Consider the following 13,833-nt stretch of genomic DNA (forward strand, 5'->3'; position numbering starts at 1 on the left):
TAGAATCGTCAGATTTCCCAGCATTTCTAAGGATTTTCAGTATTTTCAGACTTATGCGGGAGCCATTTCTGAACCGCCTTTGGCTGCTCCGGGTTCAAACCTTCCAGAAGCCAGCGCAGCTGCTGATCAGAAATCTGTTTTGCTTCTTCGCCGGTCCGCGGCCATTGGAGACGTCCGTTTTCGTACCGTTTGTATAAAAGGCAGAAACCGTCTTCCTCGTAATGGACTGCTTTGATCCGGTCAGCCCTCTTTCCACAGAACAGGAATAAGGAATTGCTGTAAGGATCCAGTTTGAAGTTGTACTGGATGATATCCAGCAAGCCATTGAGCTGCTTCCTCATATCGGTGTAGCCGCATCGGATATAGATTTTCTCCACATGGGAAAGATCTCCTAACATGACTGCACGGCTTTCAGAATGTTTTCCAGCATCTGGGCAGATGTGCCTTCATAAAGTTCCACTGTTATGGATCCGATATGAAGTATGGCTGCAGGAGTGGAACGGGAAATGTTTCTGTCCGGAAGTGAAAGCTCCGCAAACTCAGCCGGGGATTCCGTTAAAGCAGTTGACTGTTGGTCTGTACACATGTGGATGCCGTTTTTCTTACGGGGCACTTCTTCCAGGGCAAGCTTTCGAATTTTGGAAAGCCAGTAATAATAACTTTTCAAAGAGATATCGTGTTGTTCACACCAGATCTGATTTGTCAGTCCTGAGGCCCTGCATTGCCGTATTACATCCAGCCAGTATTGAAGTTTCACCTGTTTGTCTGGAGTCAAAGAAGAAAGATTCATAAGCCTGCTCCTTAGATTAGATTTAGAGTTTTTAGAGTCAACTCCCAAAACTCTAATCAATAGTTTACATGCAACAGCCAGAAATTTCGATACACCCTCTTATTGGACGCTTACAATACTCTGTGTCAAAGGGCAATCTCTTTCATTCTGTTTCGGGGCAAAGTTTTTATCCTTCAGAGTAGTTAAATCATTAAACTTTTCTTCCCAAAATAACAGAAATTGTATCCAGACTTTCTTTTATATTCTTATTGCTTCCGTTTTTAGATGTCCTCATAAAATTAAAATTTCATGTCACTTTCCAGACCTCTAAAATCCCTTAAAATAAGGCTTTTCTCCACTTTTCAAATCCTAGAAAACTGCTGCCAGATAAGAAAAAAGACCCTGACAGTCTGGATATTCCAGACCATCAAGGTCATTCTTTAATCTAACTTATTTTTCATTTTTTCACAGGATGATACTTTTACCCTGAAACTGGATAAAAGCCTTTGCCCTGTGATAATTTTTAACTATTCAAACTCCAGACAGACAGTATGCCATATAAGTGAAAATCATTGATTTTAAGGCATTTTCAGGAACTATCAACCACTAAAATCTATATGAAAACAAATTAAAAATGCAATAAAAATGCAATCGAAGTACATTCAGATTTTATAAGATAGACCAGCAAACCTCAATATCATCCCAAAATAGACGTTCAACAATGGGCGTCTATTTTTTGTTTCAAAATTAAATGGGGCTGAAAACAGCCCCGATGGGAATTGGAGATTTGACCCTCCCGGATTCTTCATGTCATGCCAGCCGTAATTTTTTCCATTGCCCCTGCACACTTTAGCAAAAATTCCCAGAAATTCCGTCGCCCACCATAATGCTTTTTACAGTTGTTATTATTGTCATAAGCGTACCTCCTGATATTATAAATCTCCACTGAAATCTACTTTTAAGTTGTTGGGAGTACATGACAGAGCTACATGAAAAAACACAAGCTAACAATCCTAACCATGACGATTTAATTTTTAACACCTAGATAATATCACAACCCTGTAATTTCTTCAATAGTCCCAGAAAGGATGTGATACCACGAAGAAATCACCACCGCCGGAGCGTTCACCTCCGACTTTCAAACCGGAACCTAAAACTAACCATCAAACACAACATTCAGAAAGGACAGGTATATCTATATGGAATTAAAATTCGTTATCCCCAACATGGAAAAGACATTCGGCAACTTGGAGTTTGCCGGAGAAGACAAGACAGAACAGAGAAGAATCAATGGACGCATGACGGTACTCTCCCGCAGCTTCAATCTTTATTCAGACGTACAGAGGGCGGATGATATTGTGGTTATCCTCCCTGCCGAAGCCGGAGAAAAACATTTTGACTTTGAGGAACGTGTGAAGCTCGTCAATCCACGTATCACCGCAGAGGGCTATAAAATCGGCACAAGGGGCTTTACCAACTACATTTTGCACGCTGACGATATGGTAAAAGCATAAGGAAAAGGAGGACATCAGACTATGAGATTAGCAAACGGAATCGTGATTGACAAGGAAGCAACTTTCGGGGCATTGAAATTTTCTGCCCTCCGCCGTGAGGTTCACCTCCAGAATGAAGACGGCTCGGTATCAGAAGAAATCAAGGAGCGTACCTATGACTTAAAATCCAGAGGACAGGGGCGTATGATTCAGGTTTCCATCCCTGCCAGCGTGCCATTAAAGGAGTTCGATTACAATGCAGAGGTGGAACTTATCAATCCTGTGGCAGATACCGTGGCAACGGCTACCTTTCAGGGAGCAGAGGTAGACTGGTACATCAAGGCGGAGGATATTGTTCTGAAAAAAGGGGCTGCCATGAATCCGCAGCCACCAAAGAAAGACGTTCCCCCTGCAAAATAACAGGAACATAAAAAAACGAAAGGAGGATTGTTCCTATGAAGCAGCTTTTCCCCCGTGGAAAACGTATCCGTCCCACGGATAAAGACCTTGTATTCTATACTGCCCTTGCTTCTCTGCTCCCTGTCTTCCTGCTGGTTGTCCTGCTGTTTCATATCGGGCAGATTGCCGGAACCAACTGGCAGGAAGTGTCCCTCTCCCAGATAGTACAGGATGTAAATATCCCTTATCTGCTATTTAGCATGGGCGTGGCAGGGCTGGTGTGCCTTACAGCAGTTCTTCTGTTCTGGCGATACCGCAGGGATGAAGTAAAGCAGCTCATCCACCGCCAAAAGCTGGCAAGGATGGTGTTGGAAAACAAGTGGTATGAATCGGAGCAGAGAAAGGAGGACGCTTTTTTCAAGGACTTGTCTTCCAGCCGTTCCAAAGAAACCATCACTTACTTTCCCAAAATCTACTACCGGATGAAACAAGGCTTGCTCCATATCCGTGTGGAAATCACCTTGGGGAAATATCAGGAACAGCTCTTAAACTTGGAGAGAAAGCTGGAAAGCGGCTTGTACTGTGAGCTGACGGATAAGGAATTAAAGGATTCCTATGTGGAGTACACCCTGCTCTATGATACCATTGCGAACCGTATCTCCATTGAGGATGTACAGGCAAAGGACGGCAGGCTCCGGCTCATGGAAAATGTCTGGTGGGAGTATGACAAGCTCCCCCATATGCTCATTGCCGGAGGAACCGGCGGCGGAAAGACCTACTTCATCCTGACCCTCATTGAAGCCCTGCTCCGCACCAACGCCGTCCTGTTCGTGTTAGACCCAAAGAACGCCGACCTTGCGGATTTACAGGCGGTTATGCCGGATGTGTACTACAAAAAGGAAGATATGCTCGACTGCATTGACCGTTTCTATGAAGAAATGATGAAACGCAGCGAAGACATGAAGCTCATGGAGAATTACCGGACAGGGGAAAATTACGCTTATCTGGGGCTTCCTGCAAATTTCCTTATCTTTGATGAATATGTGGCATTTATGGAAATGCTCGGCACAAAGGAAAATGCCGCTGTCCTCAACAAATTAAAACAAATCGTTATGCTTGGGCGGCAGGCTGGCTTCTTCCTGATTCTCGCCTGCCAGCGTCCAGACGCAAAGTATCTGGGGGACGGAATCCGTGACCAGTTTAATTTCCGTGTGGCTCTGGGGCGGATGTCGGAAATGGGCTATGGGATGATGTTCGGGGAAACCACAAAGGAGTTCTTCCTAAAGCAGATAAAAGGGCGTGGCTATGTGGATGTGGGAACCAGCGTTATCTCGGAATTTTACACGCCCCTTGTGCCAAAAGGACACGATTTCCTCAAAGAAATAAAAAAACTGATAGACAGCAGGCAGGAAGTGCAGGCGGCGTGCGAAGCGAAAGCCGCAGAAACGGACTGACCTGCTGTGGCTGGTGTGCCGCAAGGCACGCCAGCATGAACCCCTCGTATCTAACAGAGGGGTACAAATCGACAGGCAACAATCAAACAACAGGGCAGAATCCCACGATACACAAGGGATTCTCCCATATCCGGCGTATGTCAACAAGACTCTGAAAGTTGACATACGCTTTTTTAGACAGGAGGGATTTTCACTGAATGAAGAAACATGGGTACAGGACATCAAAGAAAAACGGGAAGTTTACGGCATCTCACAACAGAAACTTGCGTTAGCTGCCGGAATCACCCGTCCGTACCTGAGCGATATTGAAACGAGCAAGGCTCACCCATCCGAAGCATTACAGGAAGCCATCTCAGAAGCTCTGGAACGCTTCAATCCAGACAATCCCCTTGAAATGCTCTTTGACTATGTTCGGATTCGCTTTCCTACTACGGATGTGAAGCATATCGTGGAAGACGTGCTGCGGTTAAAACTCCCCTACTTTATCCATGAAGACTACGGCTTCTACTCTTACACAGAGCATTACTATCTGGGGGATATTTTCGTTCTAGTATCGCCGGAGCTGGAAAAAGGGGTGCTGCTGGAACTGAAAGGGCGTGGCTGCCGCCAGTTTGAAAGCTATCTGCTGGCACAGGAACGGAGCTGGTATGAGTTTTTTATGGACGTTCTCATGGAGGACGGCGTGATGAAGCGGCTTGACCTTGCCATCAATGACAAAACAGGAATCCTGAACATTCCCCATCTGACAGAGAAGTGCCGGAATGAGGAATGTATCTCGGTCTTCCGCAGCTTCAAAAGCTACCGCAGCGGTGAACTGGTACGGAGTGGGGAAAAAGAATGTATGGGGAACACCCTGTATATCGGCTCCCTCCAAAGTGAGGTGTACTTCTGCATTTATGAAAAAGACTATGAGCAGTACAAAAAGCACGATATTCCCATTGCGGACGCAGAGGTAAAGAACCGCTTTGAAATCCGGCTGAAAAATGAGCGTGCCTTTTACGCCATCCGTGACCTGTTAGAACATGACAATCCAGAACGGACAGCGTTTCAAATCATCAACCGCTATGTCCGGTTCGTGGACAGGGACGATACGAAGCCCCGTTCTGACTGGCGTATCAATAAGGAATGGGCGTGGTTTATGGGGGAACACAGGGGAAGCCTGAAACTGACAACCAAACCGGAACCCTATTCCTTTGAACGCACCCTGCACTGGCTCTCCCATCAGGTAGCCCCCACGTTAAAGCTGGCTCTCCGTCTGGATAAGATGAACCACACCCAGATTGTCCATGACATCATCACCCATGCAAGGCTGACGGAGAAGCATGAAAAAATCCTGAAGCAGCAAGCCGCCGCTGCAAAGGAGGTGGTGCTTTAACGGCGGCAATTTTAGAACCTAAGAAATCTTACAGGAAAGAAAGGAGCTTTTATGAATTTCGGACAGAATCTTTACAACTGGTTTTTATCCAACGCCCAGTCCCTTGTGCTGCTGGCAATCGTGGTGATTGGACTGTACCTCGGATTTAAGAGGGAATTTTCCAAACTTATCGGCTTTTTAGTAGTTTCCCTCGTAGCGGTCGGTCTGGTCTTCAATGCGGACGGTGTAAAGGACATCTTACTGGAACTGTTCAATAAGATTATCGGTGCATAGGAAACCCATTTTACACTTCCGTTATGGAGCAAGCTCTGATTGCTTCATGGCGGAAGTCCACTAGGGGCTTGGGGAGCGTAACTCCCCAAAAGAAAGAAGATGTAATATGATAGTGTATGATAATTGAGATAAACTAAGAATGGTGGTATAATTTCTTTAATAGTAATTGAAAGTGGAGGAAATGTATGAAGGATTTTATTGATTTTTTGAAATTACCACCGAACATTTTAGGAGCTTTATCTATTGCCAGTGGTACATTATTATTATTGCCTCAAAAGTTAGCCCAAAAGTTTTATATTATAAATTTTCGAGAAAAATATGGTTTTACAATAGGCATTGTTTTTGTGATTTCCACAGCTTTACTAATCGTTTTATTACTATCTAAAATTTTTCATTTCTTTTATGACAAGTATGCTTCTAAGAGATTAGGAACTGCTCAGATTAAATATTTGAAAAATATGACACCAGAACAGGTGACAATCATTCGGGAGTTTTTACGTGAACCAACTCACACCCTGCCATTACCCATGAACAATGGATTAGTAATAGAACTTCAACATTTACAAATATTAACCCCTGCCGGACAAACTCATTTAGTAAGTATGTTAGACCCACAAATCAATTATTTTTTACAACCTTGGGTAATTAAAAAAATCAATAGTGATGAAGAATTAAAGCGAATATTTTATTAGAAAAATGGCAACTGACAAACAAAGTTAGTTGCCATTTTTTGTTCTAAGAAAGGACGTGATACTGATTGAGGAAATGAGAATCTACATCCTGAACACCACACGGTTTTACCATGAAGATTTTGAGGAATATCCTGGGGCATGGTTTTCCTGCCCTGTGGATTTTGAAGAAATCAGGGAACGTCTTGGGGTTCAGAGTGAGGAAGAAATCGAAATTGAAGACTATGAGCTGCCCTTTCCATTGGAGGGCAACACAAGGCTCTGGGAAATCAACGCCCTTTGCCGGATGGTACAGGAAATGCAGGGAACGCCCCTCTATTATGAAATGGATGTGGTACAAAAGCGGTGGTTTCCCAGCTTTACGGAATTTATCGACCACAAAGACCAGATACGCTGCTATCCGGTGCAGGACGGGGAATCCCTCGCCCGTTATCTGGTGCAGGAGGTACAGCTATTTGGAGAAGTACATCCAGACCTGTTGAACCATATCGACTACGCTGCCATTGGTCGGGAACTGGAAACCAGCGAAAACTACCTGTTTACGGACAATGGTATCTTTTATTACCGCTAAAAGGAGGTAGAAGAACTTGGAGGAAATGCGGATTTACATTGCCAACTTAGGAAAATACAATGAGGGCGAACTGGTCGGGGCATGGTTCACGCCGCCTGTGGACTTTGAGGAAGTCAAGGAACGTATCGGTTTGAATGATGAATATGAGGAATACGCCATCCATGATTATGAGCTGCCCTTTGAGATTGACGAATATACCCCCATTGAAGAAGTCAACCGCCTGTGTGAAATGGTGGAGGACTTACCGGAGTACATTCAGGAGGAACTATCAGAGCTGCAATCCTACTTTGGCAGTATCGAAGAACTCTGTGAGCATGAAGACGATATTATCTGCCATTCCGGCTGTGATGATATGGCGGATGTGGCTCGCTGCTATCTGGAAGAAAGCGGACAGCTTGGCGAACTTCCGGCACACTTACAAAACTATATCGACTACGCCGCCTATGGGCGTGACATGGAATTGGAGGGAACCTTTGTTGTCACAAACCACGGCGTATATGAAATCTTACGGTAGACCCGTCTGTATCTCTTTCAGGAAATACAGGCGGATTTTTTGATTCAGGGGCAGCTCGTTTGCTGCCCCCATCTTTTAGAAAGGACGGACAACATGAAGAAAATACGAAGCTATACCAGTATCTGGTCGGTGGAAAAGGTACTCTATTCCATCAATGATTTTAAGCTGCCATTCCCCATCACATTTACGCAGATGGCGTGGTTCGTGGTATCGGTGTTTGCAGTGATACTCTTAGGGAACCTCCCTCCCCTTTCGTTCATTGACGGGGCATTTTTGAAATACTTCGGCGTACCCTCTGCCCTCACTTGGTTCATGTGCCAGAAAACCTTTGACGGGAAAAAGCCTTATGGCTTCCTGAAATCCGTACTGGCATATCTGGTACGCCCGAAACTGACCTATGCAGGAAAGCCCGTGAAGCTGGAAAAGGAATATCCGGCACAGCCCATCACGGCAGTAAGGAGTGATATTTATGGCATATCCGATTAAGTATATCGAAAATAACCTTGTGTTCAACCATGACGGGGAGTGCTTCGCTTACTATGAACTGCTTCCCTACAACTATTCCTTTTTAAGCCCTGAACAGAAGTATCAGGTACACGATTCATTCCGGCAGCTTATCGCCCAGAACAGGGACGGGAAGATTCACGCCCTGCAAATCAGCACGGAATCCAGCATACGGGCGGCACAGGAACGCTCCAAACAGGAAGTGACAGGCAAGCTAAAGGACGTTGCCTGTGCAAAGATTGACGCACAGACCGAAGCCCTCATTTCCATGATAGGGGAAAATCAGGTGGACTACCGTTTTTTTATCGGCTTTAAGCTGCTTGTCAATGAGCAGGAAGTCACCATGAAGCAGTTTCGCAGGGAAGCAAAGACCGCTGTTTCCGACTTCCTCCATGAAGTCAACCACAAGCTCATGGGGGATTTTGTTTCCATGAGCAATGAGGAAATCTGGCGGTTTCAGAAGATGGAAAAACTGCTGGAAAATAAAATCTCACGCCGCTTTAAAGTCCGGCGGCTTGATAAGGACGATTTTGGCTATCTGATTGAGCATTTATACGGGCAGACCGGAACCGCCTACGAAGATTATGAGTATTACCTTCCGAAGAAGCGGTTTCAGGAGGAAACGCTGGTGAAATACTATGACCTCATCAAACCCACCCGTTGTCTGATAGAGGAAAACCAGCGGTATCTGAAAATCGAACAGGAAGACGGGACAGTTTATGCCGCCTACTTTACCATCAACAGCATTGTGGGGGAACTGGACTTTCCATCCTCGGAAATCTTTTACTATCAGCAGCAGCAATTTACCTTTCCCATTGATACCTCTATGAATGTGGAGATTGTCACAAACCGGAAAGCCCTCTCCACGGTACGGAACAAGAAAAAAGAGCTGAAAGATTTGGACAACCACGCATGGCAGAATGACAGTGAAACCAGTACAAACGTGGTGGACGCTTTAGACAGCGTAAATGAACTGGAATCCACCTTAGACCAGAGCAAGGAATCCATGTACAAACTGTCCTATGTAGTGCGTGTGACGGCTCCCGACTTGGAGGAACTGAAACGCCGCTGCAATGAGGTGAAAGATTTTTATGATGATTTGAACGTGAAGCTGGTTCGCCCCTTTGGGGATATGCTGGGGCTGCATGGGGAATTTCTCCCTGCCAGCAAACGGTATCTGAACGATTACATCCAGTATGTCACCAGCGACTTCCTCGCTGGTCTTGGATTTGGGGCAACCCAGATGTTGGGGGAACCGGAGGGTATTTATATTGGGTACAGCCTTGATACAGGAAGAAATGTGTACTTAAAGCCTGCCCTTGCCAGTCAAGGGGTAAAAGGCTCCGTCACCAACGCCCTTGCTGCCGCTTTTGTCGGCTCCCTCGGCGGCGGAAAATCATTCAGCAACAACATGATAGTCTATTATTCCGTATTGTTTGGGGCACAGGCACTCATTGTTGACCCGAAAGCGGAACGGGGACGCTGGAAAGAAACCCTGCCGGAAATCGCCCATGAAATCAATATCGTAAACCTGACTTCGGAGGAACAGAACAGGGGCTTACTCGACCCGTATGTGATTATGGAGAACCCAAAGGATTCCGAATCACTGGCAATCGACATCCTGACCTTTTTAACGGGCATTTCCAGCCGTGACGGGGAAAAGTTCCCTGTTCTTCGGAAAGCCATTCGTGCGGTGACAAACAGTGAGGAACGGGGACTTTTCAAAGTGATTGAGGAACTTCGGGCGGAGGGAACCACCATCAGCACCAGCATAGCCGACCATATCGAATCCTTTACGGACTATGACTTTGCACACCTGCTCTTTTCGGATGGGGATGTCACACAGTCCATCAGCCTTGAAAAGCAGCTCAATATCATTCAGGTAGCGGATTTGGTGCTGCCGGATAAGGAAACCTCATTTGAAGAATACACCACAATGGAGCTGCTTTCCGTGGCAATGCTCATTGTAATCAGCACCTTTGCCCTCGACTTCATCCACACCGACCGCAGCGTGTTTAAGATTGTGGATTTGGACGAAGCATGGAGCTTCTTACAGGTAGCACAGGGCAAGACCCTCTCTATGAAGCTGGTTCGTGCCGGACGTGCCATGAACGCAGGCGTTTACTTTGTCACCCAGAACACGGACGATTTGCTGGATGAAAAGCTGAAAAACAATCTGGGCTTGAAGTTTGCGTTCCGTTCCACGGACATCAACGAAATCAAGAAGACCCTCGCCTTTTTCGGGGTAGATTCCGAAGATGAAAACAACCAGAAGCGGCTCCGTGACTTGGAAAACGGACAGTGCCTTATCAGTGATTTGTACGGGCGTGTAGGAGTGATACAGTTCCATCCTATCTTTGAAGACCTGTTCCATGCCTTTGATACCAGACCGCCCGTGAGAAAAGAGGTGGAATGATGGTGATACATAGAACTTCCAACGGGCAGCAACTCCCTGTTCCCCATCACGCAAAAAAGAGATTGTCTTGGAAGATGGCAGGAAAAGTGATTGGCAGGGTGCTTCTGGCACTCCTGCTCATCCTCCTGCTGCTGGCAGTCTTCGGCACAGCCGCCCATGCTGCCGGACTGGTGGATGATACGGTGGACGCTGCCAACGAATACAGCAAATATCCTCTGGACAACTACCAGCTTGATTTTTATGTGGACAGCGGATGGGACTGGCTCCCGTGGAACTGGCTGGACGGTATCGGAAAACAGGTGATGTACGGGCTGTATGCCATCACAAATTTTATCTGGACAATCAGCCTGTACCTTTCCAACGCCACGGGGTATCTGATTCAGGAAGCCTACTCGCTGGACTTCATTTCCTCTACGGCGGATTCCATTGGGAAAAATATGCAGACCCTTGCAGGCGTTACCACAGGCGGCTTGTCCTCGGAGGGATTTTATATCGGGTTCCTGCTGATTCTCATTCTGGTGGTGGGGATTTACGTTGCCTACACAGGGCTTATCAAACGGGAAACCACAAAAGCCATCCATGCCGTTGTGAATTTCGTGGTGGTGTTCGTGCTGTCCGCTGCCTTTATCGCTTATGCTCCTGATTATATCGGGAAAATCAATGAATTTTCCGCAGACATCAGCAATGCCAGCCTGACCCTTGGCACAAAGATTGTGCTGCCGAACTCGGAAAGTCAAGGAAAAGACAGCGTAGATTTGATACGGGACAGCCTGTTTTCCATACAGGTCAAGCAGCCGTGGCTCCTGCTGCAATACGGCAACTCGGATGTGGAAAACCTTGGGGCTGACCGCGTGGAACGCCTGCTCTCAACCAGCCCAGACGAAAACAACGGGCAGGACAGGGAAGAAATCGTGGTGGAGGAAATCGAAGACAGGGAAAACACCAACCTTACCATCACAAAAACCATCAACCGCTTGGGAACCGTATTCTTCCTGTTTATGTTCAATATCGGTATCTCCGTTTTTGTATTCCTACTCACGGGGATAATGATTTTTTCACAGGTGCTTTTTATCATCTACGCCATGTTCCTGCCTGTGAGCTTCCTCCTCAGCATGGTTCCCTCTTTTGAGGGGATGTCCAAACGTGCCATTACAAAACTGTTCAATACCATCCTTACCAGAGCCGGAATCACCCTGATTATCACGGTAGCGTTCAGCATTTCCACCATGCTCTACAACCTGTCTGGGGAATATCCGTTCTTCCTAACGGCGTTCTTGCAGATAGTGACCTTTGCCGGAATTTATTTCAAGCTGGGGGATTTGATGGGGATGTTCTCCTTACAAAGTGGGGATTCCCAAAGCATGGGGAGCCGTATCATGCGAAGACCCCGTATGCTCATGCACGCCCATATGCACCGTTTACAGCATAAGTTAGGACGTTCTGTGGCGGCTCTTGGGGCTGGTACGGCTGCCTACCACGCAGGAAAACAGGCTGGCTCAGACCAGAGAACTGCTTCCAGCTCCGGTTCTTCCAAACGGACACAGGCAGACCACAGCAGACCAGATGGGCAGGCAGCACCGGAAAAGGAATCCGCATGGAAACGGGCTGGTTCTGCGGTAGGTGCGGTGGCAGATACCAAAGATAAGATAGCCGATACTGCCGGACAGCTTCGGGAGCAGGCAAAGGATTTGCCTGTCAATGCAAAGTACGCTCTTTACCACAGGAAAACACAGGTATCAGAGGGAGTACGGGATTTTACTTCCAGCGTGACCCAGACCCGAACTGCCAGAACCGAACAGCGGAACGCACAGGCAGAAAGCCGCAGACAGACCATTGCAGAACGCATGGCGGAACTGGAACAGGCAAAACAGCCGCAAAAGACAGCTTCCGAAGTACCCAAAGGGGCGGCTCCTGTCCATGAACGCCCTGTTACTGCAAAGCAGCCGGAAGATTTCCGACATCATGCAGATACCTCTCATACAGGAAAGCCAGCTATACAGCCAACTTCCCCATCCATCAGGGAACGGGGACAGGTTTCTTATGGGGGAACTGTGGCAGAACGGTCTTCGGTTCCGGTGGTAAAAGCGGCTTCCATCCACCATGAACAGACGCCGCCTGTAAGGACAGAACGCCAGATAGACCCTCCGGCTTCCCCAGACAAACCAGATGAAAGACAAAAGACAACTACTACACCTGCTGCTCCCCCTCCGACAAGACCTGTCCAGAATGATACGGCTCCTGTGATACCGGAAAGAAAACGGGCTGCCCCTGCGGTAAAAGAATCCAACTTTACCATCCGGCGTACCACCGCCAGAAAGGAGTGGACAAAAACAGTAACAGCGGCGTCCAAACAGAAGAAAGGGGAGAAGCCATGAAGTTAAGACACCTTTTCTTTGCCTGTTCCGGCGTGTTCGTGATGATGTTCTCCCTGCTCCTTTTGGTGGTGATTGTCTTCTCGGATGAGGAAGACGGAGGAAGCGGCGGAAACCTTATCTATGGGGGCGTGAGCGTATCACAGGAAGTCCTCGCCCATAAGCCTATGCTGGAAAAGTATGCAAGGGAATATGGCATAGAGGAATACTTAAATGTGCTGCTCGCCATCATTCAGGTGGAATCCGGCGGCACGCTGGAAGACGTTATGCAGTCCTCGGAATCTCTGGGGCTTCCCCCGAACTCCCTTAGTACAGAGGAATCCATCAAACAGGGCTGCAAATATTTCTCGGAACTGCTCGCAGCGGCAGAAGCAAAGGGCTGTGACTTAAACAGTGTGGTTCAGTCCTACAACTATGGCGGCGGTTTCCTAGACTATGTGGCAGGACGTGGGAAAAAATACACCTTTGAACTGGCAGAGAGCTTTGCAAGGGACAAATCCGGCGGAAAGAAAGTCACCTACACCAACCCTGTTGCCGTAGAGAAAAACGGGGGCTGGCGGTATTCCTATGGAAATATGTTCTATGTCCTCTTGGTATCGCAATACCTGACCGTGGCACAGTTTGATGATGAAACGGTACAGGCTATCATGGAGGAAGCCTTAAAGTATGAGGGCTGGACGTATGTGTACGGGGGCGATTCCCCCTCCACTTCCTTTGACTGTTCGGGACTGGTGCAGTGGTGCTATGGCAAGGCAGGAATCACCCTGCCACGGACAGCACAGGAACAGTACAATGTGACGCAGCATATCCCCCTGTCCGAAGCAAAAGCAGGGGATTTGGTCTTTTTCCATTCCACCTACAATGCTGGAACCTACATCACCCATGTGGGGCTGTATGTGGGAAATAACCGGATGTACCATGCCGGAAATCCCATTGGTTACGCAGACCTGACAGGCTCCTACTGGCAACAGCACCTTGCCGGAGCCGGACGAATCAAACAATAA

The 13,833-nt window shown here is 47.2% G+C and carries 14 protein-coding genes; 12 read left to right on the forward strand and 2 right to left on the reverse strand.

Going from position 1 to position 13,833, the window contains the following annotated elements; all coding sequences use genetic code 11:
- Positions 1 to 26: 26 nt before the first annotated feature.
- Positions 27 to 377 (reverse strand): IS66 family insertion sequence element accessory protein TnpB, encoded by a 351-nt coding sequence (gene tnpB / locus BN3261_RS10985; RefSeq protein WP_199874089.1) that lies wholly within the window; start codon positions 375 to 377, stop codon positions 27 to 29.
- Positions 378 to 391: 14 nt separating this feature from the next.
- Positions 392 to 790, reverse strand: a complete 399-nt coding sequence (gene tnpA, locus BN3261_RS10990) for an IS66 family insertion sequence element accessory protein TnpA (protein ID WP_059085159.1) — start codon at positions 788 to 790, stop codon at positions 392 to 394.
- Positions 791 to 1,968: 1,178 nt separating this feature from the next.
- Between tnpA and BN3261_RS10995 the strand changes: the two genes are divergently transcribed.
- From BN3261_RS10995 to BN3261_RS11050, 12 genes are all read left to right on the forward strand, one after another.
- The gene (locus tag BN3261_RS10995) at positions 1,969 to 2,283 is read left to right on the forward strand and encodes a YdcP family protein (protein WP_025580204.1); all 315 of its coding nucleotides are present in this window, start codon (positions 1,969 to 1,971) and stop codon (positions 2,281 to 2,283) included.
- Positions 2,284 to 2,304: 21 nt separating this feature from the next.
- The gene (locus BN3261_RS11000; protein WP_055227198.1) at positions 2,305 to 2,682 is read left to right on the forward strand and encodes a YdcP family protein; all 378 of its coding nucleotides are present in this window, start codon (positions 2,305 to 2,307) and stop codon (positions 2,680 to 2,682) included.
- A 35-nt stretch (positions 2,683 to 2,717) separates the two neighbouring features.
- Positions 2,718 to 4,115 (forward strand): FtsK/SpoIIIE domain-containing protein, encoded by a 1,398-nt coding sequence (locus BN3261_RS11005; RefSeq protein WP_059086257.1) that lies wholly within the window; start codon positions 2,718 to 2,720, stop codon positions 4,113 to 4,115.
- Positions 4,116 to 4,266: 151 nt separating this feature from the next.
- Positions 4,267 to 5,490 carry a MobT family relaxase gene (gene mobT, locus BN3261_RS11010; protein WP_059086929.1) on the forward strand — a complete coding sequence of 408 codons (1,224 nt, stop codon included), beginning with the start codon at positions 4,267 to 4,269 and terminating at the stop codon, positions 5,488 to 5,490.
- Positions 5,491 to 5,541: 51 nt separating this feature from the next.
- The gene (locus tag BN3261_RS11015) at positions 5,542 to 5,763 is read left to right on the forward strand and encodes a hypothetical protein (RefSeq protein ID WP_002570387.1); all 222 of its coding nucleotides are present in this window, start codon (positions 5,542 to 5,544) and stop codon (positions 5,761 to 5,763) included.
- A gap of 185 nt (positions 5,764 to 5,948) precedes the next feature.
- On the forward strand, positions 5,949 to 6,455 hold the full coding sequence (locus BN3261_RS11020) for a superinfection exclusion B family protein (protein WP_011861920.1): 507 nt from the start codon (positions 5,949 to 5,951) through the stop codon (positions 6,453 to 6,455).
- Positions 6,456 to 6,528: 73 nt separating this feature from the next.
- Positions 6,529 to 7,023, forward strand: a complete 495-nt coding sequence (locus BN3261_RS11025; protein WP_055227446.1) for an antirestriction protein ArdA — start codon at positions 6,529 to 6,531, stop codon at positions 7,021 to 7,023.
- A gap of 25 nt (positions 7,024 to 7,048) precedes the next feature.
- Complete coding sequence (locus BN3261_RS11030) at positions 7,049 to 7,537, forward strand: antirestriction protein ArdA (RefSeq protein WP_055227448.1); 489 nt, start codon at positions 7,049 to 7,051, stop codon at positions 7,535 to 7,537.
- 93 nt (positions 7,538 to 7,630) lie between these two features.
- Positions 7,631 to 8,023, forward strand: a complete 393-nt coding sequence (locus BN3261_RS11035) for a conjugal transfer protein (RefSeq protein WP_055227202.1) — start codon at positions 7,631 to 7,633, stop codon at positions 8,021 to 8,023.
- Entirely contained in the window at positions 8,007 to 10,457 is a 2,451-nt protein-coding gene (locus BN3261_RS11040) for a conjugal transfer ATPase TcpF (protein WP_055227204.1), read from the forward strand. The genes BN3261_RS11035 and BN3261_RS11040 overlap by 17 nt, the downstream gene beginning before the upstream one ends.
- Positions 10,457 to 12,832 (forward strand): CD3337/EF1877 family mobilome membrane protein, encoded by a 2,376-nt coding sequence (locus BN3261_RS11045; RefSeq protein WP_059086258.1) that lies wholly within the window; start codon positions 10,457 to 10,459, stop codon positions 12,830 to 12,832. The genes BN3261_RS11040 and BN3261_RS11045 overlap by 1 nt, the downstream gene beginning before the upstream one ends.
- Positions 12,829 to 13,833, forward strand: a complete 1,005-nt coding sequence (locus BN3261_RS11050; RefSeq protein WP_055227208.1) for a bifunctional lytic transglycosylase/C40 family peptidase — start codon at positions 12,829 to 12,831, stop codon at positions 13,831 to 13,833. Before BN3261_RS11045 ends, BN3261_RS11050 begins: the two co-directional genes overlap by 4 nt.

This window comes from Blautia massiliensis (ex Durand et al. 2017) (assembly GCF_001487165.1).
Classification (GTDB): domain Bacteria; phylum Bacillota; class Clostridia; order Lachnospirales; family Lachnospiraceae; genus Blautia_A; species Blautia_A fusiformis.